General features: G+C 68.1%; 24 protein-coding genes. 9 read left to right on the top strand and 15 right to left on the bottom strand.

Going from position 1 to position 26,564, the window contains the following annotated elements:
• Window positions 1-318 precede the first annotated feature (318 nt).
• From FBY28_RS23580 to FBY28_RS23570, 3 genes are read left to right on the top strand one after another with little or no spacing between them, the layout of a single operon-like run.
• Entirely contained in the window at window positions 319-1,308 is a 990-nt protein-coding gene (locus FBY28_RS23580; protein ID WP_141869612.1) for a proteasome assembly chaperone family protein, read from the top strand.
• Window positions 1,309-1,336: 28 nt separating this feature from the next.
• Window positions 1,337-2,359, top strand: a complete 1,023-nt coding sequence (locus FBY28_RS23575) for an alpha/beta fold hydrolase (protein WP_141869611.1) — start codon at window positions 1,337-1,339, stop codon at window positions 2,357-2,359.
• 26 nt (window positions 2,360-2,385) lie between these two features.
• The gene (locus FBY28_RS23570) at window positions 2,386-3,075 is read left to right on the top strand and encodes a PhzF family protein (RefSeq protein ID WP_141869610.1); all 690 of its coding nucleotides are present in this window, start codon (window positions 2,386-2,388) and stop codon (window positions 3,073-3,075) included.
• A 6-nt stretch (window positions 3,076-3,081) separates the two neighbouring features.
• On the opposite strand, the gene nrdR is transcribed toward FBY28_RS23570, so the two are convergent.
• Window positions 3,082-3,546: a transcriptional regulator NrdR gene (gene nrdR, locus FBY28_RS23565; protein WP_023985646.1), complete on the bottom strand. Its 465-nt coding sequence runs from the start codon at window positions 3,544-3,546 to the stop codon at window positions 3,082-3,084.
• Window positions 3,547-3,646: 100 nt separating this feature from the next.
• On the bottom strand, window positions 3,647-4,159 hold the full coding sequence (locus tag FBY28_RS23560) for a LysM peptidoglycan-binding domain-containing protein (protein ID WP_141869609.1): 513 nt from the start codon (window positions 4,157-4,159) through the stop codon (window positions 3,647-3,649).
• A 195-nt stretch (window positions 4,160-4,354) separates the two neighbouring features.
• On the opposite strand from FBY28_RS23560, the gene FBY28_RS23555 reads away from it, so the two are divergent.
• The 3 genes from FBY28_RS23555 to lexA all read left to right on the top strand — a co-directional run bounded on the left by FBY28_RS23555 (window position 4,355) and on the right by lexA (window position 6,019).
• Entirely contained in the window at window positions 4,355-4,786 is a 432-nt protein-coding gene (locus FBY28_RS23555) for a MarR family winged helix-turn-helix transcriptional regulator (protein WP_141869608.1), read from the top strand.
• Between the two features lie 28 nt (window positions 4,787-4,814).
• Entirely contained in the window at window positions 4,815-5,237 is a 423-nt protein-coding gene (locus FBY28_RS23550) for an organic hydroperoxide resistance protein (protein WP_141869607.1), read from the top strand.
• A 107-nt stretch (window positions 5,238-5,344) separates the two neighbouring features.
• Window positions 5,345-6,019, top strand: coding sequence for a transcriptional repressor LexA (lexA, locus tag FBY28_RS23545; protein ID WP_141869606.1), 675 nt, complete (start codon window positions 5,345-5,347; stop codon window positions 6,017-6,019).
• A 30-nt stretch (window positions 6,020-6,049) separates the two neighbouring features.
• Here lexA and FBY28_RS23540 read toward each other — a convergent pair whose 3' ends face one another.
• Window positions 6,050-8,227 (bottom strand): LGFP repeat-containing protein, encoded by a 2,178-nt coding sequence (locus tag FBY28_RS23540; protein ID WP_174241726.1) that lies wholly within the window; start codon window positions 8,225-8,227, stop codon window positions 6,050-6,052.
• A 117-nt stretch (window positions 8,228-8,344) separates the two neighbouring features.
• The gene (locus tag FBY28_RS23535; RefSeq protein ID WP_141869605.1) at window positions 8,345-9,502 is read right to left on the bottom strand and encodes an acyl-CoA dehydrogenase family protein; all 1,158 of its coding nucleotides are present in this window, start codon (window positions 9,500-9,502) and stop codon (window positions 8,345-8,347) included.
• A 115-nt stretch (window positions 9,503-9,617) separates the two neighbouring features.
• Here FBY28_RS23535 and FBY28_RS23530 point away from each other — a divergent pair, with 115 nt between their 5' ends.
• Window positions 9,618-11,966 (top strand): molybdopterin-dependent oxidoreductase, encoded by a 2,349-nt coding sequence (locus FBY28_RS23530; protein WP_141869604.1) that lies wholly within the window; start codon window positions 9,618-9,620, stop codon window positions 11,964-11,966.
• On the opposite strand, the gene FBY28_RS23525 is transcribed toward FBY28_RS23530, so the two are convergent.
• The 4 genes from FBY28_RS23525 to FBY28_RS23510 are packed head-to-tail and all read right to left on the bottom strand — an operon-like array spanning window position 11,891 to window position 16,329.
• Window positions 11,891-12,490, bottom strand: coding sequence for a TetR/AcrR family transcriptional regulator (locus FBY28_RS23525; RefSeq protein ID WP_141869603.1), 600 nt, complete (start codon window positions 12,488-12,490; stop codon window positions 11,891-11,893). The genes FBY28_RS23530 and FBY28_RS23525 overlap by 76 nt on opposite strands.
• Window positions 12,487-14,700, bottom strand: coding sequence for an acyl-CoA dehydrogenase family protein (locus FBY28_RS23520; RefSeq protein ID WP_141869602.1), 2,214 nt, complete (start codon window positions 14,698-14,700; stop codon window positions 12,487-12,489). The genes FBY28_RS23525 and FBY28_RS23520 overlap by 4 nt, the downstream gene beginning before the upstream one ends.
• Window positions 14,701-14,707: 7 nt before the next feature.
• Window positions 14,708-15,124, bottom strand: a complete 417-nt coding sequence (locus FBY28_RS23515) for a Zn-ribbon domain-containing OB-fold protein (RefSeq protein ID WP_141869601.1) — start codon at window positions 15,122-15,124, stop codon at window positions 14,708-14,710.
• Complete coding sequence (locus tag FBY28_RS23510) at window positions 15,124-16,329, bottom strand: thiolase family protein (RefSeq protein WP_174241725.1); 1,206 nt, start codon at window positions 16,327-16,329, stop codon at window positions 15,124-15,126. Before FBY28_RS23510 ends, FBY28_RS23515 begins: the two co-directional genes overlap by 1 nt.
• Before the next feature lie 180 nt (window positions 16,330-16,509).
• Between FBY28_RS23510 and FBY28_RS23505 the strand changes: the two genes are divergently transcribed.
• Window positions 16,510-17,997, top strand: a complete 1,488-nt coding sequence (locus FBY28_RS23505; RefSeq protein ID WP_160145523.1) for a PE-PPE domain-containing protein — start codon at window positions 16,510-16,512, stop codon at window positions 17,995-17,997.
• Between the two features lie 67 nt (window positions 17,998-18,064).
• On the opposite strand, the gene hflX is transcribed toward FBY28_RS23505, so the two are convergent.
• Genes hflX through FBY28_RS23480 form a run of 5 tightly spaced genes read right to left on the bottom strand, consistent with a single transcriptional unit; the run spans window position 18,065 to window position 22,856 of the window.
• Window positions 18,065-19,477 (bottom strand): GTPase HflX, encoded by a 1,413-nt coding sequence (hflX, locus tag FBY28_RS23500; RefSeq protein WP_141869598.1) that lies wholly within the window; start codon window positions 19,475-19,477, stop codon window positions 18,065-18,067.
• A 45-nt stretch (window positions 19,478-19,522) separates the two neighbouring features.
• The gene (dapF, locus tag FBY28_RS23495; RefSeq protein WP_286178424.1) at window positions 19,523-20,389 is read right to left on the bottom strand and encodes a diaminopimelate epimerase; all 867 of its coding nucleotides are present in this window, start codon (window positions 20,387-20,389) and stop codon (window positions 19,523-19,525) included.
• Window positions 20,386-21,303: a tRNA (adenosine(37)-N6)-dimethylallyltransferase MiaA gene (gene miaA, locus FBY28_RS23490; protein WP_286178423.1), complete on the bottom strand. Its 918-nt coding sequence runs from the start codon at window positions 21,301-21,303 to the stop codon at window positions 20,386-20,388. The genes dapF and miaA overlap by 4 nt, the downstream gene beginning before the upstream one ends.
• Window positions 21,300-21,965 (bottom strand): class III extradiol ring-cleavage dioxygenase family protein, encoded by a 666-nt coding sequence (locus FBY28_RS23485; RefSeq protein WP_141869597.1) that lies wholly within the window; start codon window positions 21,963-21,965, stop codon window positions 21,300-21,302. The genes miaA and FBY28_RS23485 overlap by 4 nt, the downstream gene beginning before the upstream one ends.
• Before the next feature lie 9 nt (window positions 21,966-21,974).
• Window positions 21,975-22,856 carry a DMT family transporter gene (locus tag FBY28_RS23480; RefSeq protein WP_141869596.1) on the bottom strand — a complete coding sequence of 294 codons (882 nt, stop codon included), beginning with the start codon at window positions 22,854-22,856 and terminating at the stop codon, window positions 21,975-21,977.
• A 191-nt stretch (window positions 22,857-23,047) separates the two neighbouring features.
• Between FBY28_RS23480 and FBY28_RS23475 the strand changes: the two genes are divergently transcribed.
• On the top strand, window positions 23,048-24,400 hold the full coding sequence (locus FBY28_RS23475; protein WP_141869595.1) for a DUF349 domain-containing protein: 1,353 nt from the start codon (window positions 23,048-23,050) through the stop codon (window positions 24,398-24,400).
• Here FBY28_RS23475 and FBY28_RS23470 read toward each other — a convergent pair.
• A complete protein-coding gene (locus tag FBY28_RS23470) occupies window positions 24,397-24,960 on the bottom strand; it encodes an Rv2732c family membrane protein (protein ID WP_141869594.1) in 564 nt (187 codons plus the stop codon). The two genes, FBY28_RS23475 and FBY28_RS23470, sit on opposite strands and share 4 nt — an antisense overlap.
• Window positions 24,957-26,495, bottom strand: coding sequence for a tRNA (N6-isopentenyl adenosine(37)-C2)-methylthiotransferase MiaB (gene miaB / locus FBY28_RS23465; protein ID WP_141870422.1), 1,539 nt, complete (start codon window positions 26,493-26,495; stop codon window positions 24,957-24,959). The genes FBY28_RS23470 and miaB overlap by 4 nt, the downstream gene beginning before the upstream one ends.
• Window positions 26,496-26,564: the final 69 nt, after the last annotated feature.

Below are 26,564 nucleotides of genomic sequence, written 5' to 3'. Positions count from 1 at the left end.
GGTTTGCGCTTGGCGCGTCGCATTGTGCTCTCTGTGTGGTCGGAAACTCCGTCAGCAATAGAGACGAACGACGTTGCCAGGAAGTTCCCGCGATGGCGAGATCGAGGCGCACCTCGGTCCGGCCGTGAGGAGCTGCGCCGGCAGCATCGGGTCCCTCGTCGATGCGGGGTTCGACTGCCCCACCTTCCCGGACGCATCAACCGGTTCCGGAGCTGACGGGAAGGACGGCCACCCGTGCGGTGTTGAGACGATGTCGGGGTACCCGTAACGCGGGCGTTCGTCGACATGCGAGACACTAGTGAACAGGAGGTGAACCTGATGCCCGATTCCCAGGAGCAGCACTACCAGCCCGAGCAGAATGGGATGTACGAGCTGGAGTTCCCCGCACCACAGCTGTCTGCCGTCGACGGCAGCGGACCGGTTCTGATTCACGCGTTGGAGGGGTTCTCCGACGCCGGACATGCCATCCGGTTGGCGGCAGAGCATCTGAAGAACACCCTCGATACCGAACTGGTGGCGTCCTTCGCCATCGACGAGTTGCTCGACTACCGCTCGCGCCGACCACTGATGACGTTCAAGACCGATCACTTCAGCGGCTACGAGCAGCCCGAACTGAACCTCTACGCCCTGCGTGACAGCGTCGGCACTCCGTTTCTGCTGCTGGCCGGGATGGAGCCGGACCTGCGCTGGGAGCGATTCGTGACCGCGGTGCGGTTGCTCGCCGAACGCCTCGGCGTCCGGCAGACGATCGGGCTGGGCACCATCCCGATGGCGGTGCCGCACACCCGGCCGGTGACGCTGACCGCGCATTCGCCGAACTCCGAGCTGATCGCCGGTCACACGCCGTGGGTCGGCGAGGTCCAGGTCCCCGCCAGCGTGTCCAGCCTGCTGGAGTTCCGCATGGGCCAGCACGGCCACGAGGTGCTCGGTTTCACCGTTCACGTGCCGCACTATCTGGCCCAGACCGCCTATCCCCCGGCCGCCGAGACACTGTTGGCCGAGGCAGCTCGGGCCGGTTCGCTGGATATCCCGCTGACCGCGCTCGGCGAGGCCGCCATCGACGTGCACACCAAGATCAACGAACAGGTCGAGGCCAGTTCGGAGGTCGCTCAGGTGGTGGCCGCGCTCGAGCATCAGTACGATGCATTCGTTGCCGCACAGGAAAATCGTTCGCTGCTCGCCCGCGACGAGGACCTGCCGAGCGGTGACGAGTTGGGTGCCGAGTTCGAACGGTTCCTGGCCCAGCAGGACGACAACAAGCGGGGCGGCTTCCCGGACAGTTTCCCCGACGGCGGGGACCGTACCTGAAGCTTCTCACCAGCGAGGAGTGGCGCAGATGGCCGATCGCACGACCACTCTGCGCAGCGTGCGTGAGGTCACCCCGAACCTGAAGTTCCAGACCATCCACGGTTACCGACGGGCATACCGGATCGCCGGATCCGGGCCCGCGGTGCTGCTCATCCACGGCATCGGCGACAACTCCACCACCTGGCACACGGTGCAGACGTTGCTGGCGCGCCGCTTCACCGTGATCGCACCCGACCTGCTCGGCCACGGGCAGTCGGACAAGCCGCGTGCGGACTACTCGGTGGCCGCGTACGCCAACGGTATGCGCGACCTGCTCAGCGTCCTCGACATCGATCGGGTGACGGTCGTCGGGCACTCGCTCGGCGGCGGCGTGGCCATGCAGTTCGCCTATCAGTTCCCGCAGTTCGTGGATCGGCTGGTACTCGTCGGCGCGGGCGGCGTCACCAAGGACGTCAACATCGCACTACGCATCGCGGCGCTGCCGGGAGTCAGCGAGTCGTTGGCCCTGCTGCGCGTGCCCCTGGTGCTGCCCGCCCTGCAAGCCATCGGCCGCGTCGGCGGAACGGTGTTCGGCTCGACCGGGGTGGGCCGCGATCTTCCCGACATGCTGCGGGTGCTGGCCGACCTGCCCGAGCCCACCGCATCCTCGGCGTTCGCCAGGACACTGCGCGCGGTCGTGGACTGGCGCGGTCAGGTGGTCACCATGCTCGACCGCTGTTATCTGACCGAATCGGTTCCAGTGCAACTGATCTGGGGCAAGCAAGATTCGGTCATCCCGGTCAGCCATGCCCACCTGGCACATGCCGCCATGCCCGGCTCGGAACTGCACATCTTCGACAAATCCGGACATTTCCCCTTCCACGACGATCCGGAGCGCTTCGTCGAGCTCGTCGAGCGATTCATCAACACCACCGCACCCTCGGTGCACGACCACGAAATGCTGCGCGCGTTGTTGCGCACCGGCATTCGCGAACGAACGATCACCGGCCCATTGGATACTCGGGTCGCCGTGCTCGACGCGATGGGCGCCGACGAACGCAGCGCCACCTGAGGCGGGTTCGCGCCTAGAATCGGGTCATGGCCGTCGACGTCGATGTGTTGCGAGTATTCACCAACGCTGACGGCAGGTTCGGCAATCCGCTCGGTGTGATCGATGCCGCCACCGTCGATCCGGCCGACCGCCAACGGATCGCGACCGAGTTGGGTTACAGCGAAACAGTATTCGTCGACATCCCCGAGCCGGGCGCGGCCAGCGCTCATGTCCGCATTTTCACCCCGGCCGCCGAGATACCGTTCGCCGGGCACCCGACCGTCGGGACGTCCTGGTGGCTGAAGGATCGCGGTATGCCGGTGCGGACGCTGCAGGTTCCCGCCGGACTGGTGCAGGTGGACTACATCGACGATGAATTCACCGCCATCAGCGCCCGCTCGGAGTGGGCACCGGAGCTGGCGATCTACGAATTCGAGTCGGCCGAACAGGTGCTGACCGCCGATCCCACCGACTACGTCGACGATGTCGAGCACTACCTCTGGGCGTGGACCGATCGTGCGGCCGGGGCGCTGCGCTCCCGGATGTTCGCGCCGCATCTGGGAATCCCCGAGGATGAGGCGACGGGCGCAGCGGCGATCCGGATGACCGACCATCTCAATCGCGATCTGCTGATCACCCAGGGCGAAGGATCACAGATCCGGACCTGGTGGGATCCCACCGGATGGGTGAAAGTGGCCGGCCGGGTGGTCGACGACGGAAGGCGTCGGCTCGGATGAACGACGTCAGCCGGCGGTGTTGACGCGCCGGTGAGCGCGCAGGGCCTCGATCTCACGCTCGAAATCGTCGGCAGAGGAGAACGATCGGTATACCGAGGCGAAGCGCAGATAGGCAACTTCGTCGAGGTCACGCAGCGGCCCCAGGATGGCCAACCCGACCTCGTTACTGGGGATCTCCGGCGAGCCTGCGGCCCGCACGGCGTCTTCGACCTGTTGGGCAAGCAGATTGAGCGCATCGTCGTCGACCTGGCGGCCCTGGCATGCCCGTCGCACGCCCTTGATGACCTTTTCCCTGCTGAACGGCTCAGTGACGCCGCTGCGCTTGACGACTGCCAGCACCGCGGTCTCGACGGTGGTGAAGCGCCTGCCGCACTCAGGGCAGGACCGCCGCCGCCGGATCGCCTGGCCCTCGTCGGTCTCACGGGAATCGACGACACGCGAATCGGGGTGACGACAGAACGGACAGTGCATTCCCGCTCCTTCGCCGCACCACAGCTGCACCAGATTTGACGCTTCCGAGCGTACCTGCATGGTGCGGATACGGTGCGACCCCGTGCCGGTGCGCACGATCTCAGCCGATCGGTGCGATGAGGGTCTGCCCGGTCCGCAGGGTGCCGGATTCCAGCTTGTTCAGTTCGCGGATGCGCTCGACGACGGAGTCGGCAGGCACGTCGGGGGCGACCCGCGCCGCGATGCTCTGCAAGGTCTCACCGGTCTGCACCTCCACGACCGACAACCTGGTGGGCACCTCGACGGGTTGCTCCGTCGCGGAAACGCCGAGGTTGGCCACGAATCCCAGCCATAGCGTGAATGCGCCGGCCAGCAGCGCCAGCAGCACGGTCGCGGCCGGGGTGATCGGCCTGCGGTGCGAGGCACGCGACATCAGCACCCCCGTGCCGCGATGACCGATCGGCGCACCGCCGGGACGACGATCCTGCGGCCGCCGACGCCGCCGCACCACGACATCGCGAGGCAAGGGCCACACCTCGGCCTCCGACGGGGTGCGCCGCAGAACTTCCTGCCGCCGGGTGGCGCCGGACGTCCGGCGCTCACGCACATCGCTACGTGCTTCCAGAATCGTCATGTGCCTGCCTCCTTGAGGTGTGTTCGCTTCTTTGTTCGAACTGTAGTCGATCATCTGTTCGAACGATAGAACACGTGATCGAACTGTTAGCGAACGATATCGACACCCACCGACAAGCGGACGGTCGCGAATCCGCGGACGGAACTCAGCTCAATTCAATTGCCCACAATTGAATTGACCGCTACAGTTGTGGTCATGACCGCCGGACGCCTCGACGAACAGCTGTGCTTCGCGCTGTACTCGGCTTCGCGCCTGATGACCGCGGCCTATCGGCCGCTCCTGGCGGAACTGGGCATCACCTACCCCCAGTACCTCGTCCTACTGGCCCTCTGGGAGGACGACCCCAGCACCGTCGGAAACCTGGGCCGGCGGCTGCACCTGGACTCCGGCACCCTCTCACCGTTGATCAAACGCCTGGAGAGCACCGGCCTGGTGGTGCGTCACCGCGCGACCGCCGACGAACGTCGCGTCGAGGTCGCACTCACCCCCGCCGGGCGCGCCCTCGAAGAACGTGCCGCCTGCATTCCACAGCGCCTGCTGGCCGCCACCGATGCCCGACCCGAGGAGGTCGGCGCGCTACGCGACGCCCTCCGCGGACTTGTCGACCAGCTCAGCTCACCGCACTGACCGAAAACGACGAAAGGAACACCCACCGATGAAGAAGCTTTACACCGCCGAGGCCCTGGCCACCGGCGAGGGACGTGACGGACACGGCCGCACCTCCGACGGGAAAGTCGATGTCGCACTGAGTATGCCCAAGGAGATGGGCGGTTCCGGCACCGGCACCAATCCCGAGCAACTGTTCGCCGTCGGTTACGCGGCGTGCTTCCACTCCGCACTCCGACTGGTCGCCCGCGAACACAAGGCCGATGTCACCGACTCCGCCGTCGGCGCCCGGGTGACACTGGGGGCCGCCGAGGACGGCGCGTTCGGTCTTGCCGTCGAGCTGGAGATCGTGCTGCCCAATGTGAACCATGACACCGCCACCGAGCTCGCCGAGGCCGCACACCGGGTGTGCCCCTACTCCAACGCCACCCGTGGCAACATCGAGGTGACCCTGACCGTGACCGATGAGTGAGCTCGGCTGATCGCGCCGCAATGACGCCGCAGACACGCCCTGTCGGGCCGCGACACGCCTCGAACACATGTTTGATTATCGGGGCGGCTGCGACTACATTCGGCGACATGAGCGACAGCAGCGACACCCCTGAGGCACGCTCCAGCCTGACCGAGCGTCAGCGCACCATCCTGGAGGTCATCCGCTCGTCGGTGACCACCCGCGGTTACCCACCGAGCATCCGGGAGATCGGGGACGCGGTGGGGTTGACCTCCACGTCCTCGGTCGCCCACCAGCTGCGCACCCTGGAGCGCAAGGGCTATCTGCGGCGCGATCCCAACCGCCCCCGCGCGGTCGACGTGCGCGGTGCCGACGAGGTGATCACCCCGATCGTGGCCACCGACGTCGCGGGCTCCGATGCGCTACCGGAACCGACCTTCGTCCCGGTGCTCGGCAGAATCGCGGCGGGTGGGCCGATCCTGGCCGAGGAGGCCGTGGAGGATGTGTTCCCGCTGCCCAAGGAGCTGGTCGGCGAGGGATCGCTGTTCCTGCTGAAGGTGGTCGGCGAATCCATGGTCGACGCGGCCATCTGCGACGGCGACTGGGTGGTCGTGCGCCAGCAGAACGTCGCCGACAACGGCGATATCGTCGCGGCCATGATCGACGGCGAAGCCACGGTCAAGACCTTCAAGCGGACCAAGGGTCAGGTGTGGCTGATGCCGCACAACCCGGCGTTCGAACCCATCGACGGTAACGACGCCGTGGTGCTCGGCAAGGTCGTCACCGTGATCCGCAAGGTGTGATCGGTCGGCGTCTGACCGGTCGGCGTCTGATCAATCGGCGCGGATGAATCCGTTCGCGCGCGCGAATTCCTCACTGGAGAACCAGATCTCGGCCTCGGTATCGCGGTAACCGCGGCTACCGGGCGCCCAGTAGAGACCGGTCTTGGTATCGGCCTTGATGGGGTAACCCTCCGGGGCGCGGTAGCGATCGGTGGTCGCCAGTCGCATCGAGGTCCAACCGGCGTCATCGTCATCATCGTCCCCGCCGGCGGCAGCGTGACGTCCGCCCGTCACCTCGGGTTCCGGGGCGGTCAGGTCCGGCTCGGGTTCGAGCACCGGTGCACCGACAACACGGGCACCGAAGTCCGAGTCCGCATAATCCGAGTCGGCGAAATCAGACGCCGCATAATCCGAGTCGGCGAAATCAGACTCGGCGAAGACGGACTCAACCGGCTGCGGTGTGGGCGTCTCGATCCGGGTCGGGGCGGTGTCGACGTCATCTTCGTCGTCGTCGAACCGCAGCAGTTCTTCCGGCCGGTCGGTGTCGGCACCACGATCGGCGAACGGGTCGACGCCGAGGCCATCGGCATCCGCATCATCGCCGGCCCGGGGGTCGTGGCCGGCACCGGTGTCGATCGGATCGACCGTGAAGGAGCCCGCTGACCCGACCGGCGACAGTGATGCCCACGGATCCTGCGGCGGCGGACCATAGCCGCTGTCGCGATCCTCGGCCCGGTCATCGTTTTGGTGATCGTCTTGGTAATCGTCTTGGTGATCGTTCTGGCCATAGCCGTAGTAGCCACGGTCATCACGGTCATACGGATCGTCGTCGAGGTCGTCGTCGAACCGGTCCTCGTCACCGGACCGCCGGTTGCGCAAGACCGCCACGGCGATCACGGCGATCAGACCCACCACCGGGATGAGGCCCAGCAGCCACCACCAGCGCCAGGTGTACCACTTGTCGCCGCTGTCGCCGCCGCCGTTCGCCTGCGGGCCATCGGCCGGCGCTTGCGGGGAATCAGCCCCGGGAACCTGCAGGCCCGCCAGCTGCGACTGCAAGCCCGCGGGCTCCGTGCTGAACCGGTTGGCCGCCTTGTCCCACGAGATGGATCCACCGTTGAACTGTTGGTTGATCACGCCGCCGTTGTCGGTCTGATCGCTCTTGGGTGCGCCGAGTTCGCCGGTCGCGCCACCCAACTTCTCCCAGGCGGCATTCATGGCCCCACGGACGATCACCGCACCGAAGTCGGGGGTCCAGAAGATGACCGGCTTGTCCTCGGCGGCGAAGGGCACCACCGCGCTCTGCGGAGCCAGCCCGCCATCCGCCTCGCTGGCGGTGGGGAACCCGAGATCCCCGGTCGGCCCACCGACACTCTCGTACTTGGCCAGGATCTGCCCGGTCACCACGTTGGCACCGGTCTGCGGGCTGTAGAAGATCTTGCCGCCGGCATAGTTCTGGCCGACGCCGTCGGCGCCGATCGCATACTGGGCCCCGTCTTCGGCACCGAGCGGCCCCAGTTCGCCGCCGGCGGCCCGACGTGCCGCGGCGATGGCCGATGCCGCGTCCGAGGGCACCTGTACCGCCCCGAGTTGGGCGGCCAGCTCTGGTGGCGTGGTGGTGAAGGCGCGCGTCTTGCGATCCCACGAGATCTGGCCGCCGGTGAACTTCTGTGAGACGACGTCACCGTCGATGGTCTCGTCATCGGCAGGCACACCGAGCACGCCCGCCGATCCGCCAAGGGCGTCCCAGGCGCTGTTGATGGCACCGCGCACCACCCGCGCACCGGTGCTGGGGGTCCAGAAGATCACCGGGTTGTCGGGCGCGTTGAATGTCACGTTGCGGCTGTCGGCCGCCCGTCCGGGCCCCTCGTCGATGGTCGGGAATCCCAGGTCACCGGTCGGACCACCCTGGGATTCGTACTTCTCCAGGATGGCGCCGGACATGATGTGCGCGCCGGTCTGCGGGGTGAAGAAGATCTTGCCGCCGGCGAAGTTCTGGCCGAAGCCCGGGCCGGCCGGGTACACGCCGCCGTCCTTGGGACCGAGTGGCCCCTCCGCACCGCCGCCGGCGGTCTCCCACGCGACGGTGATTGCCGCATCGGCATCGCCTTCCGGCGTCGCCGACGCCTGCGGTGCCAGCAGCACCGTCGCGGCCATCAGCCCGGCACTTACCAGCACTGCTGCCGCCCGTCCGGCAAAGCTGCCGAGTCGGGTTCGCTGCCTGGTCATTCGGTCCTCCCGGAAGTCGTGCAAAACCCCACGAAAGTATCGTGTTCGTCAACTCTGCGACAGTTGTCGGCGAACTCGTGGGATATCGCCACCTGCGGCGACGGCGTGTCGGACCTGCTAGACCCCCAGACTGCGACCGATGATCTCCTTCATGATTTCGGTGGTGCCGCCGTAAATCGTCTGGATCCGGGAGTCCAGGAACGCCCGGGCGATCGGGTATTCGCGCATGTAGCCGTAGCCGCCGTGCAGTTGCAGGCACCGGTCCACCAGACGCACCTGAGCTTCGGTGCTGAACCATTTGGCCATCGCGGCCTGCTCGACGGTCAGCTTCCCTTCGAGGTGCAGCTTGATGAACTCGTCGACCATGACCCGGATCGCGGTGGCCTCGGTGGCCAGCTCGGCAAGCAGGAAACGGCTGTTCTGGAAGCTACCGATCGGCTTGCCGAAGGCCTTGCGTTCCTTGGTGTACTGCAGGGTCTCCTCCAGCGCTGACTCCATCGCCGCGGCGGCCATCACCGCGATGCTGATGCGCTCCTGGGGCAGGTTCTGCATCAGGTAGAGGAAGCCCATGCCCTCCTGGCCGAGGAGGTTCTCGACCGGAACCCGCACATCGGTGAACGACAGCTCGGCGGTGTCCTGGGCCTCCAGACCGATCTTGTCCAGGTGCCTGCCCCGTTCGAACCCCTCCATACCGCGCTCGACGACGAGCAGCGAGAAACCCTGTGCACCCTTGTCGGGGTCGGTGCAGGCCACCACGATCACCAGGTCCGCGTGAATACCGTTGGTGATGAACGTCTTCGATCCGTTGAGGACGTAGTGATCACCGTCGCGGACGGCGCGGGCCTTGATGCCCAGCAGGTCGCTGCCGGTACCCGGCTCGGTCATTGCGATCGCCGTGATCAATTCGCCGCTGCAGAACCCGGGCAGCCAGCGTTGCTTCTGCTCCTCGGTGGTCAGCTCGATCAGGTACGGGGCGATGACGTCGTTCTGCAAGGTGAATCCGAGGCCGCTGTGCCGGCCCGCGCTGGTCTCCTCGGTGATGACGACGTTGTAGCGGAAATCCGGATTGCCGCCGCCGCCGTACTCCTCGGGCACGGCCATCCCGAGAAAGCCCTGCTTACCGGCCTCGCGCCACACCTCACGGTCGACGATCTTCGCCTTCTCCCATTCCTCCCGGAAGGGCGCGGCATGGCGCTCCAGGAAGGCACGGTACGACTCGCGGAACAATTCATGCTCGGGCTCGAACAACGTGCGGTCGTATTTGACGGCGCCCATCTGTGACCTCCGGTACTGGTTATCGGTTGGGTGACGACCAACATATACCAACCGGATGGTTGGTCGAACGTCGCTGGCTGCCCGAACGTGGCATCGATCGCCCTACGATGAGCCGGTGCCGCGCAGCAGCCTCGCCCACTGGGGCGTTTTCTCCGCCGAGGTGGCCGACGGCGACATCACCGCGGTGACACCGGCCGCCGGTGACGCCGACCCCTCTCCCCTGCTCGGGAATCTGCCGGGCTCGCTGCGACACCGGGCCCGCATCACCGGCCCGGCGGTGCGGGCGGGCTGGTTGCGCGACGGTCCCGGACCCAGCGACCGGCGCGGCGCCGACGAGTTCGTCGCGCTCACCTGGCCCGAACTGACCGAGCTGCTCGCCGACGAACTGCGACGGGTCATCGACGATCACGGCAACGAGGCCATCTACGGCGGTTCCTATGGATGGGCCAGTGCCGGGCGCTTCCACCACGCCCAGAGCCAGGTGCACCGGTTCCTCAAGCTGCTCGGTGGTTACACCTCGTCGCGACACTCGTACAGTCTGGGTGCCACCGGGGTGATCATGCCCCGCGTCGTGGGCACCCATGACGACCTGTTCAAGCGCTCGACGTCCTGGGATGTCATCGTCGAGCACACCGATCTGCTGGTGGCCTTCGGTGGTCTGGCGCTGAAGAACACCGGTATCAATCACGGTGGTACGTCGGTACATCCGGCCCGCGGCGCGCTGCGCCGGTTGCGCGATCGCGGCGGTCGTATCGTCTCGTTCTCCCCGCTGCGCGATGATGTCGACGGTGAGTGCGAATGGCACGCGCCCGTGCCGGGCACCGACGTTGCCGTCATGCTGGGATTGGCGCATGTGCTGGCCACCGAGGGGCTGGCCGACCGCGAGTTCCTCGACGAGTACTGCACCGGCTACGACCGGTTCGAGCGCTACCTGTTGGGGACCGATGACGGCGTGCCCAAGACGCCGGCGTGGGCGGCCGAGATCAGCGGACTGTCCGCCGCCGACATCACCGCGCTGGCGCGCCGGATGGCCGCCGCGCGGACACTGGTGACCGTCAGCTGGTCACTGCAACGCATCCGACACGGTGAGCAGGCCCCCTGGATGGGTCTGACGCTGGCCGCCATGCTGGGCCAGATCGGGCTGCCCGGAGCGGGTTTCGGACACGGCTACGGTTCGATGAACGAACCGGGGCTGCCGCCGTTGCGCCATCCGCTGCCGGTCCTGCCGCAGGGGCCGAACCGGGTGCAGACCTTCATACCGGTGGCTGCGGTCAGCGACATGCTGCTGCACCCGGGGGAACCGTTCGACTACAACGGCAGTCGGCTCACCTATCCCGACATCCGGCTGGTGTACTGGGCCGGCGGCAATCCGTTCCACCACCACCAGAACATCGGCCGGTTGCGACGCGCGCTTGCCCGGCCGGACACCATCGTCGTCCACGATCCGTACTGGACCGCGATGGCCAAGCACGCCGATATCGTCGTGCCCTCCACCACCGCCTATGAACGTGACGACTACTCCGGATCCAAGAACGATCCACTGCTGGTCGCGATGCCCGCTCTAGCCGAGCCCCACGCTCAGTCGCGCGACGATTACACGACCTTTTCCGAACTCGCCGAGCGGCTCGGAGTGGGCGAGCAGTTCACCGAGGGCAGGACCGCGCGGCAGTGGCTGCGCCACCTGTACGAGACATGGTCGGCCGGGCTGGATTTCGCGGTGCCCACCTTCGATCAGTTCTGGGCCGACGGTCAGCTCAGGCTGCCCACCGAGTCCGGGCTGACCCTGCTGGCCGACTACCGTGCCGATCCGCGGGCACATCCGCTGCACACCCCCAGCGGGCGCATCGAGATCTTCTCGGCCGATATCGACTCATTCGGCTATGCCGACTGCGTGGGCCACCCGGCCTGGTTCGAGCCGACCGAGTGGCTGGGCGGCCACCGCGCGAGCGACTATCCGCTGCATCTGCTGGCCAACCAGCCGACCAGCCGACTACACAGTCAGCTCGATATCGGCGCGGTCAGCCGGGAGTCCAAAGTGGCGGGCCGCGAACCGATCCGGATCCACCCGAGCGACGCGGCCGAGCGGGGGCTCACCGACGGCGATGCGGTGCGGGTGTTCAACGATCGCGGCGCCTGCCTGGCCGGCGTGGTCATCGATGCCGGTGTTCGCCCGCGGGTCGTGCAACTCGCCACCGGCGCCTGGTACGACCCGTTGGATCCCAGCGATCCGGATTCACTGTGCGTGCACGGCAATCCAAATGTGCTCACCGACGATGTCGGCACCTCGTCGTTGGCCCGCGGGTGCAGCGGCGCACATGTGCTCGTCGAGGTGCAACGCTATGAACAGCCGCTTCCCCCGGTGCGTGCGCACGAGCCGCCGGTCGTTCGTCAATCCCGGCCTTCCACCGCCCCGCTGGGCAGCCGCGGACCGATCAGATCGACGAACGCGTCGACCACGCGATAGGTGTCGGCCATCGGCAGGTCGCGCAAGATGGACGCGGACAGCATGGTGGAGATGATGCCCCAGGCCATGATCGCGGTGTCGGCCGATTCCTGTTCGCCCATGGAGGCGAAGTCCGTAGCCAGGGTGCGCTGGGCCACGGAGGCGAATCGATCCATCAGGTCGCGGGCATTGGCGTCGGTGGTGTTCTGCAGCAGCATGCAGACCTTGAAGAACGCCGGCCGACGTTCGAAGCTGGTGATGATGCCGCGCATCTTCTCGCGGACCTGCTGTTCGGTGGCCGGTAGGTCGGCTTCCGCCGCGGCGAAAACCGGTTGCGCCCATTGCATCAAGACCGCGGCGTAGACGTGTTCCTTGGAGCTGAAGTATCGGTACAGGGTGCCCAACGCGACCCGGGCGTGATCGGCGACATCGCGCATCTGGATCTGCTCGTAGTCCTGTGACTTCAGCAGATCCAGTGCCGCATCGACGATCTGGGCCCGGCGGGCCCGCTTGTAGTCGGGCAGTTCGGTGTCGGCCGTGGTCATGCGCGCGGCAGTCCGAGGATCATGGTGGCGATGATATTGAGCTGGATCTCGACGGTGCCACCGCCGATGACCTCCGCAGGCATCATCAACGTGTCGGCCACTGCGGGATGGTCGGCGCCACCCACCATGGCGGCCCGACCGCTGAAGGCCAGCGCGTCGGCGGTCACCCGGCGCACCAGCAGTGCGGTGCCGACCTTGCCGACGCTGGATGCCGGACCGGGGCCGTGCCCGGCGAGCCGGCGCAGGGTGTCACGCACCGCGAGCGCGCCGATGGCGTTGGTGGCTGCCCGTACCCGGCCCAACGCTTGCCGCACCGCGACACCCGCCGGTCCGGCCTGGCGTGCCAGCGCCCGCAATTCACGTTCCTTGTCCAGTTTGGCGTAGGCACCGATGGCCACCCGTTCGTTGGCCATCGTGGCCAACGCATGCGACCAGCCTGCGGTCGGCTCGCCGACCAGCATGTCATCGGGCACGAAGACATCGTCGAAGAACACCTCGTTGAAATGTTCGTCCCCGCTGGCGGTTCGCAGCGGCCGGATGGTGATGCCCGGGCTGGTCATATCGATCAGGAAGTAGCCGATGCCCCGGTGCTTGGCGGCCTGCGGATCCGTCCTGGCCAGCAGCGCGCCCCAGTCGGCGCGCTGCGCCGAGGAGGTCCACACCTTCTGCCCGTCGACCCGCCACCCCCCGTCGACCTTGGTCGCCCTGGTGGTCAGGGCCGCCAGATCCGATCCGGCGCCGGGTTCGGAGAACAGCTGACACCAACCGATCTCACCGCGCAGGGTCGGGACCGCGAAGCGCTCCCGCTGGGCGTCGGTCCCCTCGGCGAGGACCGTCGGCAGTATCCACTGTGCGATTCCCAACGATGGCCGGGCAAGCGCGGGCCGCCGATCGAACTCCTCATCGATGACGAGCTGCTGGGCCGGCGTGGCGTCCAGCCCCCACGGCTCGGGCAGATACGGCGCGACGAGTCCGGCATCGGCCAGCGCCCTCCGGCGCGGACCGGTCCAGAAGTCCTCGTACTCGGGGTTCTGCCGGCCCGGCGCCTCGTTGTCCAACTGCGCCGCGGCGTCGATCAGCGCGGCGATCTGCGTCCGGAAACGCTCCTCCACACCGGCCAACTCGATGCCGAAATCTCGTGGCTGCCGGTCCGGGTCACCGAGGAACTCCGCCCATTCGGCGACAGTGCCCGCGGCGGCGGCCAGACTGATCGATCGCTTCCAGTACAGGTGCAGGTCGTGCTCCCAGGTGTACCCGATGGCCCCGAACATCGTCAGCGCATCGACCACCAGATCCGGCAGCTTGCCGATCGCCGCGACGGCCGCGCCCGCGACGGCGATCTCGTGTTGGTCGATCGGTTGTTCGGCGCCACGCACCGCATCCCATGCGGCGGCCGCGGCAAGTTCACTGTCGATGAACAGCATGGCCGCCTTGTGCTGCAGGGCCTGGAACGCCCCGATGGGCCGCCCGAACTGTTCGCGCACCTTCAGATAGGCGACCACATTGTCCACACACCAGCGCGCGATGCCCGCTGCCTCGGCGGCCATCAGGCCGATGGCATGGCAACGTGCCCGCACCGGGTCGACACCGGTCAGCACGGCGTCGGCCACGACGGATGCGTCGGTGCACGACAGGGTGCCGACATCGCGAGTCAGATCGGTCGAGGCCGCCGCCTGCACCGACACCCCCGGGCCCGTGGTGCTGATCAGAAACCACAGTCGTTGCGCCGCAGCGGTATCGGCGGCAACGATCACGTGCTCCGCGGCGACCACACCGAGCTGTGGTCCGGCGGTGCCGGTGAGCCGCCACCCCGCGCCGTCGGGTTCGGCAAGCAGCACCCCGTCGCTCGGCAACAACACCGCCATCGGGCCACCCGCGGCGAGGGCCTCGCGCGCGGCGCCCACCGCCGGTTGTTCCGGCAGGTCTGCGATGACGGCACCGGCGGTCATGGTGGGCAGCAACGGCCCGGGCAGCAGCCCGTAGCCCGCGGCGTCGATGACACAGGCGGCATCGACGAAACCCCCACCCTGCTCGGGCAATTGAACCCCGTGCAGTCCGTTGGCGACCAAGGCCGCCCAGAACGCCGGGCGCTCCCCGGCCGCAAGGGCGTCGAACTGCGAGCGTGTCAGTTCCAGCCCGCCGTGCCTGCGGGCGAAACCCGCCATCGCCTCGGTCAGCTGTACCTGTTCGTCGGTGACTGCCAGCGCCATGTGTCCCCTATTCGGCGGCGGTGTAGTGCAACAGGGTGATATCGGCGCCGTCGGGTTCGGTGAACACCGGCGTCATGGCCATACCGATGCGCAGTCGAGCCGGATCGACACCGACGATCTCGGTGGCCAGCCGCGGCCCCTCGGTCCACTGCACCACGCCGATCAGATGCGGAACGGCATCGGCGAACTGCGGGGCGACCGGTCGCTGTGCGACGGCGAAGCTGACCAGGGTGGCATCACCGGAGATCTGGCGCCAGTACAGATCATCGGCCAGGGTGCCGGGCGCCAGGATGCGCGGATAGAACACGTAGGCATCCGATGACGGTGAGAATTGCACCCACACCTCGTGCCGGCGCAGGCCGTCCCAGAACGGCGCCGAGGTCGGCGTGGGCAGTGGCACCGGCCGGGCCAACGACTCGGTCATCAATCCCCCTCCAAGACGAGAGCTTCTTGTTCGCTGAGCACGCCACCGTTGCCCGAGACGAAGGCGCGGTGGCAGTCCGCGACCTGGGTTACCCCGGCGCGTCCCATCAGCTGCCGGGTGGCATCGCACACGTGGTGCATGCCACCGGCATTGCCGGGCTGGCCGTAGCCGAGCTGTCCGCCTGCGGTGTTCATCGGAAAGTCACCGCGGAAGGTCAGGTCGTGGTCGGTGACGAACTGCATTCCCGTGCCCTTGGCACAGAAACCCGCGTCCTCCAACGTCAGCAGGGCGGTGATGGTGTAGCAGTCGTAGATCGACACCATGTCCATGTCGGCCGGGGTCAGGCCGGCCATCCCGAAGGCGGATTCGGCGACCTTCACCATCGGTGTCTGGAGCGGGTCGGCGGCATAGACCGGGGACTTGTAGGGTACCCGTTCGCCGAACCCCTTGATCCAGACCGGACGGTGGCGGCCGGCGCGGGCCAGTTCGGCATTGGTGACCAGCACTGCCGATCCCCCCATGCACGGCATGACGATTTCCAGCATGTGCAGCGGGGACGCGATGATCGGGCTGTCCAGGACATCGGCGATGGTCACCGGCTTGTCCCGGAACACCGCCCCGGGTGTGTGGTTGGCGTTCACCCGCTGGTCGACGACGATCTTGGCCATCGCGGTCTCGTCGTATCCGTATGTGGCCGAATACATCTGGGCGACCTGCGCGTACGGACCGTTCTGTCCGAGGTATCCGTAGGGGATCTCGAACTCGGCCTGTGGCGAGCCGTACCGGAAGCTGGAGGCCCCGTAGTACAGCGCGTCGCCTGGATCGTAGGGACGCTCCGTCGACATCGGGGTCAGGTAGTTGGCCGGGATGGCGCACAGCACCGCCTGGCAGAGCCCCAATTCGATCGCCGCCGCCGCGCGCCACACCATGGCCGCGCCCGAGGCGCCGCCGAGATCGACGATCTCGGCGAAATTGACCGCCAGACCCAGATACTCGGCAACAGTGGACGGGACGAACAGCTGGGACTCCATGACCCCGCAGGTCACCAGCCCGTCGACCTGCTGGACCGACAGGCCCGCGTCGGCCACCGCCGCGGCCGCCAACCGCGCCCACTGTTCGATGGTGAACTCCGCGGTTCCGGTCGGCTTCCGCGTCGCGGGTAGCTCGTGAAACCCGACGATCGCTGCGTCACCACGCAAACCCAACGCAATCTCCCTCCACATTCCCGGACGTCCACACGGTATTAGAATGAGATTCTATTTTCAATCTGTGGTTTACGCTCCCGTCAGCCCGCCCGAGTGCAACGATCCGAAGAGTCGGCGAACAACCACGACGAGGGGGATCCGATGCGCATTGCGCGGCGTGCCACCACAACTCTGATTACGGTGCTCCTCGCGATCGCGGTGTCGATCGCCTCGACGCTGACATTGGCCGCCGCACTGGCCGCCACCGCGCTCATCGTCCCCGGCACCGGAACCCCCAATGCCAACGGGATCGACGGTTATCTGCAGAACGCCAGGGACTACTACATCGCCCCGTTCAACCCGGCCTGCACCAAGGACAACGACTGCACGCTGGAAGGCATCAACTACCCGGCCCAGTTCTGGCCCATCCCACTGCCCGGCTGGGGCGGCCTGACCGGCGACAAATGGGATGTGTCGACCGGCGCGGGACTCTCCACGCTCAACGGCACGCTGGTCGACACCCTGGCACAGAACCCGGCGAACACCCCGGTGATCCTGATGGGCTATTCCCAGGGCGCCAACATCGTCAGCAGGGAAAAGCGCAATCTCGCCGGACTTCCCAAGGACCAGAACTACCTGTCCTTCGTCATGATCGGAAACACGAACCGGCCCAACGGCGGCCTGTTCGAGCGGCTGGCCTTCCTCGGGCACGTACCGATCCTGGACGCCACGTTCGGGCTGCCCGCACCCACCGACACCTGCGACCACATCTGCGCCACCGATATCGCCTTCCAATACGACGGCGTCTCCGACTTCCCGATCTACCCCGTCAACGCGCTCGCCGTGCTGAACGCGATCGCGGGCTTCTGGTACGTGCACGGCACCTACCTGGCCCCCAACCAGAAAGACGTCGGCGAACTGCCCGACGACTACACCCCCGAGGAACTCGCCGTCGAACTGGCCGATCAGAACAACTGGGATGAGCACGGCGACACCCGCTACGTCACCATCCCGACCCGCACACTTCCGATCGTGCGGCCGTTCCTCGAATTCGCCGCCTTCACCGGCACCGGGTTCCTGATCACTCCGATCGTCGACTTCGTCTCCCCGCTGCTGCGGGTGCTCATCGAGACCGGTTACGACCGCACCCTCAGCTACGGTGTGCCCGCACCGTTCCGGTTGATCCCCCGGATCAACCCGGTGACCTTCGTCCAGGACGTCGCGGCCGCGATCGGCGAGGGTTTCCAGGCCGCCTTCGGTCCGAAGCCCGTTCCGGCACCGGCACAACCGGCCGCCATCGTGCGCGACGAGCAGCGCACCCCGGTGACCGTGCCGCCCGACACCGACGGCGCGGACGTGCTGCCGCTCGCACGCTCGATCGATACCACCACGGCCGGCGATGAGTCCGGCGACACCGCAGACCTGCTCAAGGAAGACCCGAGCAGCAAGGACCTGCGCGACGAGGACCGTTCCGGCGATGAACTGCGCGCGGACCTGCGCAACGATCTGGGCGATCAGGACCTGAGTGAAGAGGACGACTCAGATCGAGCCCCGACCATCGAGGTGCTGCACTCCGATGATGCGACGACCGAGGATTCGGGCATCACGACATCGGTCGTGACACCCGACGATACGAAGACCGACAGCCATTCCGATCCATCGCCCGCCGACGACGCGGCGGCCGCCTGACCCGCGGGCAGGCGCCCATCGCCGGGACCTCGGGGGATCCGATGAACGGTGCGCCTGCCCGTGTCGACTACCAGTTACTGAACTCCCCGAGCGCCGCCGCGAGCGGAACCGGGACGCGGGCGGCGATCTTGGTTCCCTTGTCGGTGTGCTCGGTCGATTCGATGCGCCCTTCGGCGTGGACGCGGGCCACCAGGTCGCCGCGTTCGTAGGGCAATGTCACGTCGACGAACGCGTCGGTCGGTTCCACCAGCTCCGCCATCCGGGTGCGCAGCTGCGCCAGGCCTTCCCCGGTGTGCGCCGAGACGAACACCGCGTCCGGCAGTGCACGCCGTAGCTGTGCCAGCGCGAGATCACCCGCCGCGTCGATCTTGTTGACCACCAGCAGTTCCGGCGGTGGGGCGATACCGTATTCGGTGACGACATCGTTGATCACCGTGCGCACCGCCTGGATCTGGGCCAGCGGTGTGGCATCGGAGCCGTCGACCACGTGGATGAGCAACTCCGCATCGGCCACCTCCTCCAGCGTGGACCGGAACGCCTCCACCAGCTGGGTGGGTAGGTGGCGGACGAACCCGACGGTGTCGGTGAGCACGAACGCCCGACCATCCTCGAACTCCCCGCGCCGGGTGGTCGGCTCCAACGTGGCGAACAGCGCGTTCTCGACCAGGACGCCGGCCCCGGTGAGCGCGTTGAGCAGGCTGGACTTGCCTGCGTTGGTGTAGCCGACGATCGCCAGTGCGGCGGCATCGCTGCGCCGACGGCTCCCGCGCTGGGTGTCGCGGATCTTCTTCATGTCCTTGATCTCGCGGCGCAGTTTGGACATCCGCTCCCGGATGCGGCGCCGGTCGGTCTCGATCTTGGTCTCACCAGGGCCGCGAGTACCCACACCGCCACCGGCACCACCGGCCCGGCCGCCGGCCTGCCGGGACATCGATTCACCCCAACCGCGCAGTCGCGGCAGCATGTACTCCATCTGGGCCAGCGAGACCTGCGCCTTGCCCTCCCGGCTCGTCGCGTGCTGGGCGAAGATGTCCAGGATCAGGGCGGTGCGGTCGATCACCTTGACCTTGACGGCCTTTTCCAGGGCGTTGAGCTGGGCGGGGCTGAGCTCGCCGTCACAGATGACGGTGTCCGCGCCGGTGGCCTCGACGATCTCACGCAGCTCGATGGCCTTACCGGAACCGATATAGGTCGAGGCGTCGGGCTTGTCGCGGCGTTGCACCAGGCCCTCGAGGACCTCCGAGCCTGCGGTCTCGGCGAGCGCGGCCAGTTCGGCCATGCTCGCGTCGACATCGGCCGCGCTGCCCTCGGTCCACACCCCCACCAGGACCACGCGCTCCAGGCGCAGCTGGCGATACTCGACTTCGGAGATATCGGTGAGCTCGGTGGACAGTCCGGCGACCCTGCGCAGGGCCGCCCGGTCTTCCAGGGCGAGTTCACCGGTGCTGGGAACGGGATTGTTCGGAGAAAATTCAGTCATATGTGCTTTCGATGGTGACATGCCGCCCGGGCTGCACGCATGTGATTAATCACCCGCATAGTCACCGCGGGCCACCAGGGCCGACGGACCATGCAGGTAGCTGGTGGCCTCGGTGATGGTGACGGTGACCTCGCCGCCGGGGATACGGACCCGCAAGGTACCGGTGTCGGCGCCGCCGTCCACCAGGGCCGCCAACGCCGCCGCAACGGTTCCTGTTCCGCAGGAACGTGTTTCGCCGACTCCGCGCTCGTGGACCCGCATGTTGACCGCGCCCGACTCGGGGCGGGTGAGCACCTCGATGTTGACGCCCTCGGGGAACTGACCGGTGTCGAAGGAGACGGGGGCGGCCACGTCGAGGGCGGCAAGCTGCGCAGCGCTGAGATCGCTGACGCAGGCCAGGTGCGGATTGCCGACATCCACGCCGAGCCCGGTGAAGCCCTGACCACCGACCACGGCCGTACCGGTACCCAGCAGGACGGCCTTGCCCATGTCCACGGTGACCTCGGCCCGCGCGCTCTCGCCCGCATCGACCCGCACGACCACCGGACGCGGCCCGGCCAGCGAACCCACCACGAATTCGTCACGGTGCTCCAGACCGGCGGCGCGCAGATAGTGCGCGAACACTCGCACCCCGTTACCGCACATCTGGGCGATCGAGCCATCGGCATTGCGGTAGTCCATGTACCAGTCGTCGCCGGCCACCCCCTCGGGCAGCACGGCGAACACCCCGGCCGCCTTGGCCGCGGCGGCGGTCGTCACGCGCAGCACTCCGTCGGCGCCGAGGCCGCGGCGCCGGTCGCACAGGGTGGCCACCCAGTCGGGGCGCAGTGGAAGTTCGGCATCCAGATCGGGCAGCACGACGAAGTCGTTCTGCGTTCCGTGTCCCTTGACGAAGGGGATGCCCAGTCTCACCCGTCCAGGATACTCAGCGCGGCCTCGGCCAGGTCCGGGCGCGAACCGTCCAGCCACCGGACCCGATGATCGCGCCGGAACCACGACCGCTGTCGCCGCACGTACCGCCGGGTGCCCACGAAGGTGGCTTCGCGCGCCCCGGCGAAATCGGGATCATCGCCGGCATCCAGCGCCGCGAGCACCTGGGCGTAGCCGATGGCGCGGGCCGCGGTGACCCCGTCGCGCAGGCCGCGCTCGATCAGGCCGCCGACCTCGCCGACCAGCCCGTCGGCGAACATGGCTTCGGTGCGCGCGCGCAAGCGGGTATCGAGCGTGCCTGTCTCCCAGTCCAATCCGATGATCTGGGTGCCCCACCGCGGATTGCCGATCCGTGGCGCGGACGCGGCGAACGGCTCACCGGTCAGCTCGACGACTTCCAGCGCCCGCACGATGCGGCGGGCGTCGGTGTCCAGAATGGCCGCCGCAGCGGCGGGATCGACGCGCGCCAGTTCGCCGTGCAGCGCGGCCACCCCGTCCTCGGTCAGCCGGGCCTCCCATTTGGCCCGCACCGCGGGATCGGTATCGGGAAACGACCACTGATCGAGCAGGGACTGGATGTAGAGCATCGAGCCGCCCACGATCACCGGCACCGCACCACGCGCCAGGATCGCCTCGATATCGGCGGCCGCACTGTGCTGATACCGCGCGACCGAGGCGTTCTCGGTGACGTCGAGGACATCGAGCTGATGGTGGACGATGCCCTCGCGCTGCTCGGGCGGCAGCTTCGCGGTGCCGATGTCCATACCGCGGTAGAGCTGCATGGCGTCGGCGTTGACGATCTCCCCGCCCAGTCGGTGGGCCAGCGCCAGCGCGAGCGCGGACTTCCCGGTGCCGGTCGGGCCGATCACGGCGACCGGTCGCAGCGCTGGGGTCACAGCCGCCACATCCCGACGAAATAGCCGACACCGTACGGGGCGCCGCGGTAGAGCTCATGCGCCGCCACCGGTGCCGAACCGACCAGATCGGCCACCACCCGGTAGGCGTCACGGCCTACCGCGCCGGCGGCCACGCGGGTCAGGTTCGCGGTGTCGCCCGCGGCCAGCGCGTCGTCGAGCCGGCGCTGCCCCGGCACCGAGTCGGGATCGAAGCCACCTGGCGCGGCGGCGGTCAGGGTGTTGGCCCCGTCGGCGACCACCAGCACGCCGATCGGGTCACCGGTGGCGTCGAGGACCGCACGCAGGGATCCGGCATCGGTGTCGGGTCCGACGATATGCACCTCGGCGACGGCGTTCGGGGCCGCGTTGGTGCGCACCCAGCCGGTGATCAGCGCGGCCAGCGGGAGATCGGCGACCGGGCCGTCCGGTTCCGGCGACAGCGTCACGACGATATCGGCGCCGTAACCGGCGAAGGTCCCCACCGCCTGCGGGCCCACCACCGCCGCGGTCCGGCCGGCGGCCACCGCGATCCAGCGTGCCGGCAGCTGGGCGCCGACCGTCAGTACGGCCGCCCGCAGATCGGCCACCTCCTCGGCCGCCGTTCCGGCCAACTCCGGCACCAGGATCGGCGCGGATGGGATCAGTGCAATGGCCGCCAACACGTCTTCACGCTAGCGCGCGGGCGAAACCTGCTCGTCGGCCCAGCCCGCCTCACCGCGCGCCAGCGCCGCGGTCGCCAGGACCATCACCACCACCGCGGCCACCAGGGTGATCCAGCCCGCCTCGCCGGGGCGCAACGCCTCCCCCAGCACCACGACGCCGAGCGCGGAGGCGACGACGGGTTCGGTCACCGTCATCGTCGGCAGCGACGCCGTGATCGCGCCGGCCCGGAAGGCCGCTTGCTGATACGCGGTGCCTGCCACCGCGACCAGCGCCCACGCATACAGCTCGGGGGTGCGCAGCAGCTCCCACAACCCGTCGCCCAGTCGGTCCACCACGGCCTTGGTGAGGATCGCGAAGATGCCCCACAGCGCGCCGGACACCACCGCCAGCAGGATCGCCCCGATCGGCTTGCCGGACCAGATCCGCGCGCCGGCCACACACAGCACCAGCAGCGGGCCCAGCACGGCGACGACGGCCAGCCAGGCCTCCGTCCCGGCGCGGGCCTGGCCTTCCGTGGGGTTGCCGACGGTCACGATCACCGCCACCGAGATCGCCAGCAGCACCGCCCACGTCCATTCGAAGCGGGTGACCCGGCGCCGGTAGGCCCGGGCATTGAGTGGCAGCGCGAACAGCAACGAGGTCACCAGCAGCGCCTGCACCAGCAATACCGATCCGAATCCCAGCGCTGCGGCCTGCAGACCGAACCCGACCGCCGAGACCAGGCTGCCGACCCACCAGACCCGGTCGCGCAGCAGTCGCAGGAACAGCGTGAGGTGGCTGACGTCCTCGTCGGTCACCTCGTGGGCGGAGCGCTGGTGGATGACATCGCCGATGGCGATGAACAGGGCGGCACCGAGCGCCAGTAGTGCGGCGATATCCGCCTTGTCCAACGCGGCCTCCTCGGGGGTTCGGGTCCTGAGGTTGCCGGTAAAGCGGTTCGGATCGCAACCGCAGATCGCCCACGCATCGCGAAGCTGTGCGCACGGACGGGACCGACCTGCTTGAATAACGGGCGGAAGCATCGGGCGCCGCGTCGCGCGGCAGGTGCGCGGGTCAAACCGCGCGGGAGTGCGAGGAAGAGATGACAAGCAGCGATTCAGGGCCGGGCGAGACCGCCGAGACATCGGCGCCCAAACCGACACCGAAACCGATCCCGCGGCCCGGACCGCGGCCCGCACCCCATCCCCGGCCGGCGGCGGCCGCCGCGCCGGTCGTGCCGCCGTCGGTGGACCCGCACCGGTTCGGCCGCGTCGAGGACGACGGCACGGTCGTGCTGATCACCTCTGCCGGTGAGCGCGTCATCGGGTCCTGGCAGGCCGGCGACGCCGAGGCGGCCTACACCCATTTCGGTCGCCGCTTCGACGATCTGAACACCGAGGTCGTGCTGCTGGAAACCCGGCTGGCCGCCGGCAGCGGGGATGCCCGCAAGATCAAGTCCGCCGCGACGACGCTGCTGGAGACGCTGCCTACGGCCGCGGTTCTCGGTGATGTCGACTCGGTGCAGGCCCGGTTGAACAGCATCCTCGAACACGCCGACGGGGCCGCCGCCGAGGAACGCGCCCGGCGCGATGAGCACCGCGCGGCACAGACCGCACGCAAGGAAGCCCTGGCCGCCGAGGCCGAGGAGATCGCGAACGCCACCGGCCAGTGGAAGGCCGCGGGCGACCGGCTCCGGGCCATCCTCGACGAGTGGCGCACCATCACCGGGTTGGACCGCAAGACCGACGACGCGCTGTGGAAGCGCTACTCGGCGGCGCGCGAGACGTTCAACCGGCGCCGGGGTTCGCATTTCGCCGAGCTCGATCGCGAACGCGTCGGTGCGCGCCAGGCCAAGGAGGCCCTGTGCGAGAAGGCCGAGAAGCTCAGCGATTCCACGGACTGGGCAGCGACCGCGGCGACCTTCCGCGATCTGCTCGCCCAGTGGAAGGCGGCCGGACGTGCGGCCAAGGATGTCGACGATGCGCTGTGGGCACGTTTCAAGGCCGCCCAGGACACGTTCTTCGCCGCCCGCAATGCCGTACACGCCGAGCGGGACGCCGAGTTCAGCGCCAATGCCGACGCCAAGGAAAAGCTGCTGACCGAGGCCGAGCGCATCGACGTCTCCGACCCCAAGGCCGCCCTGTCCGCGTTGCGCAATATCGGCGACAAGTGGGACGCCATCGGCAAGGTTCCCCGTGAGCGGTCGGCAGATCTGGAACGCCGGTTGCGGGCGGTGGAGAAGAAGGTCCGCGACGCGCAGACCGTCGATCACACCGATGCCGAGGCCAAGGCCCGTGCCGACCAGTTCCGGGAACGGGCCGAACAATTCGAGCGCCAGGCGGAGAAGGCCGAGGCGGCCGGCAAGACCAAGGACGCCGAGAAGGCCCGGGCCAGTGCCGCGCAGTGGCGCGAGTGGGCGGATACGGCCGCCGAGGCCGTCACCAAGAAACGTTAGCCCTCGTCGTCCAGCAGCGACTTGCGCTGCTGGGCGGCGATCGCCGCGCGCCGCTCTTCCTCGGCACTCAGATGCACCGCGGTACGCGTCCACACCACCCGCGCCCAGTGGAAGGCCAGGACCAGCACCGCGATCCAGGCGATGATCAATCCGATGCCGGGCCCGGGCAGATCACCGCTCGCGGTCTGCCGGGACCACACCGCGAGCATGCCGGCCGGGCAGGCGACGGTGGTGCCCGCCAGCGCGATCCAGGCCAGCGTCCAGCGCCGGGTCAGCAGCGCAAGGATCGAGAACCCGACGCCGAACACCAACGCCAGCCAGACGAACACGCGTGAGGGCAACGACAGTCCGGTGCTGTGGGCGACATCGCTGGCCACCAGGATGTCCAGTCCGCGCGCCGATCCGGTGTGCGGCAGCACGAAGGTGCCGAGCAGCACGAAGACGCAGACCGCCACCACCATCGCGCGGGCACCGGGGTCGATCTCGGCGGCGACGCGGCGTTCGGCCGCTTCCAGGTCGTCCTTGAAGTCCTCGAACTCCGGCGGATTCTTCTCACTCACAATGCGCATCCAGTCGTCGAACAATCGGTGGTGGTGGCCGCCGCCGGCGCGCCGATGCCCGGCATGCCGAGGCCGACGCCGGTCACCGGCCGCAGGCCCGCGGCGTGCGCATCGCCGGCGCGAGTGCGGCGATGGGTATGAAGCGGGCCGTCGGCCACCAGGAAGTGGGGGGCGGCACGGGTCACCGTGGTGGTGACGATGTCGCCGGGGCGCACGTCGGCGCCCCCTGCGTGGAAATGCACCAACCGACCGTCGCGTGCGCGGCCGGACAGGCGTGCGGTGGCGGCGTCCTTGCGCCCCTCCCCCGCGGCCACCAGCAACTCGACCTCACGGCCCACCTGTGCCTTGTTCTCCGACCACGAGATCTGTTCCTGGAGGTCGACGAGCCGTTGATACCGCTCGCTGACAACCTCTTTGGGCAGCTGGTCGGGCAGGGTCGCGGCGGGGGTTCCCGGCCGCTTGGAGTACTGGAAGGTGAAGGCGCTGGCGAATCTCGCTCGGGCCACCACGTCGAGGGTGGCCTGAAAATCCTCTTCGGTCTCGCCGGGGAACCCGACGATGATGTCGGTGGTGATGGCCGCCTGCGGTATGGCGGAGCGGACACGGTCGATGATCCCGAGGAACTTCTCGGCGCGATAGGACCGACGCATCGCCTTGAGGATGCGGTCGGATCCGGACTGCAACGGCATGTGCAGCGTGGGACAGACATTCGCCGTGGTGGCCATCGCCTCGATCACATCGTCGGTGAACTCGGCCGGATGCGGCGAGGTGAACCGAACCCGTTCCAGCCCGTCGACGGTTCCGCAGGCACGCAACAACTCCGCGAAGGCACCCCGGTTACGCGCGATCGTCGGGTCGGCGTAGGAGACGCCGTAGGCATTGACGTTCTGGCCGAGCAACGTGACTTCGAGCACACCCTGGTCGACCAGCGTCTGCACCTCGGCCAGGATCTCGCCGGGACGGCGATCGACCTCCTTGCCGCGCAACGCGGGCACGATGCAGAACGTACAGGTGTTGTTACAGCCGACCGAGATGGAAACCCAAGCGGCATAGGCTGATTCGCGCGCGGCTGGCAGGGCCGAAGGAAATTCCTGCAAGGCCTCGGCGATCTCGACCTGGGCCACCCGCTGATGACGGGCCCGCTCCAACAAGACCGGCAGCGACCCGATGTTGTGGGTACCGAACACAACATCGACCCACGGAGCCTTCTTCAGGACGGTGTCGCGGTCCTTCTGGGCCAGACACCCGCCGACCGCGATCTGCATGTTCGGATCGGCCGCCTTGCGCGGCGCGAGGTGACTGAGGTTGCCGTAGAGCTTGTTATCGGCGTTCTCGCGCACCGCGCAGGTGTTGAACACCACGATGTCGGCATCGGCACCCTCGGCGGCGCGCGCGTAACCGGCGGCCTCGAGCAGGCCCGACAGCCGTTCGGAATCGTGCACGTTCATCTGGCAGCCGTAGGTGCGCACCTGATAGGTGCGCACGTCGACGTCGGCGGGTGCCGCAAGATCCGCCTGTGCGTCGGCAGCAACCATGGAACTCACGACGATCATGTTACGGGGGTGTCGATACCGCCCATCCTGAGCGTTCCCTGGGTAGGGTCA

It is taken from the genome of Arthrobacter sp. SLBN-53 (assembly GCF_006715585.1).
In the GTDB taxonomy this organism is placed as follows: domain Bacteria; phylum Actinomycetota; class Actinomycetes; order Mycobacteriales; family Mycobacteriaceae; genus Mycobacterium; species Mycobacterium neoaurum_A.
Note: the sequence above shows the minus strand (reverse complement) of the source record. Positions and strands in the feature narration are given on the sequence as shown.

Excerpts from the sequence above, each read along its gene's own strand:
- FBY28_RS23580 (WP_141869612.1), top strand. The coding sequence starts at position 319 with ATGCCCGATTCCCAGGAGCAGCACTACCAGCCCGAGCAGAATGGGATG.
- FBY28_RS23575 (WP_141869611.1), top strand. The coding sequence starts at position 1,337 with ATGGCCGATCGCACGACCACTCTGCGCAGCGTGCGTGAGGTCACCCCG.
- FBY28_RS23570 (WP_141869610.1), top strand. The coding sequence starts at position 2,386 with ATGGCCGTCGACGTCGATGTGTTGCGAGTATTCACCAACGCTGACGGC.
- nrdR (WP_023985646.1), bottom strand. The coding sequence starts at position 3,546 with ATGCACTGTCCGTTCTGTCGTCACCCCGATTCGCGTGTCGTCGATTCC.
- FBY28_RS23560 (WP_141869609.1), bottom strand. The coding sequence starts at position 4,159 with ATGACGATTCTGGAAGCACGTAGCGATGTGCGTGAGCGCCGGACGTCC.
- FBY28_RS23555 (WP_141869608.1), top strand. The coding sequence starts at position 4,355 with ATGACCGCCGGACGCCTCGACGAACAGCTGTGCTTCGCGCTGTACTCG.
- FBY28_RS23550 (WP_141869607.1), top strand. The coding sequence starts at position 4,815 with ATGAAGAAGCTTTACACCGCCGAGGCCCTGGCCACCGGCGAGGGACGT.
- lexA (WP_141869606.1), top strand. The coding sequence starts at position 5,345 with ATGAGCGACAGCAGCGACACCCCTGAGGCACGCTCCAGCCTGACCGAG.
- FBY28_RS23540 (WP_174241726.1), bottom strand. The coding sequence starts at position 8,227 with ATGACCAGGCAGCGAACCCGACTCGGCAGCTTTGCCGGACGGGCGGCA.
- FBY28_RS23535 (WP_141869605.1), bottom strand. The coding sequence starts at position 9,502 with ATGGGCGCCGTCAAATACGACCGCACGTTGTTCGAGCCCGAGCATGAA.
- FBY28_RS23525 (WP_141869603.1), bottom strand. The coding sequence starts at position 12,490 with ATGACCACGGCCGACACCGAACTGCCCGACTACAAGCGGGCCCGCCGG.
- FBY28_RS23520 (WP_141869602.1), bottom strand. The coding sequence starts at position 14,700 with ATGGCGCTGGCAGTCACCGACGAACAGGTACAGCTGACCGAGGCGATG.
- FBY28_RS23515 (WP_141869601.1), bottom strand. The coding sequence starts at position 15,124 with ATGACCGAGTCGTTGGCCCGGCCGGTGCCACTGCCCACGCCGACCTCG.
- hflX (WP_141869598.1), bottom strand. The coding sequence starts at position 19,477 with ATGACTGAATTTTCTCCGAACAATCCCGTTCCCAGCACCGGTGAACTC.
- FBY28_RS23475 (WP_141869595.1), top strand. The coding sequence starts at position 23,048 with ATGACAAGCAGCGATTCAGGGCCGGGCGAGACCGCCGAGACATCGGCG.
- miaB (WP_141870422.1), bottom strand. The coding sequence starts at position 26,495 with ATGGTTGCTGCCGACGCACAGGCGGATCTTGCGGCACCCGCCGACGTC.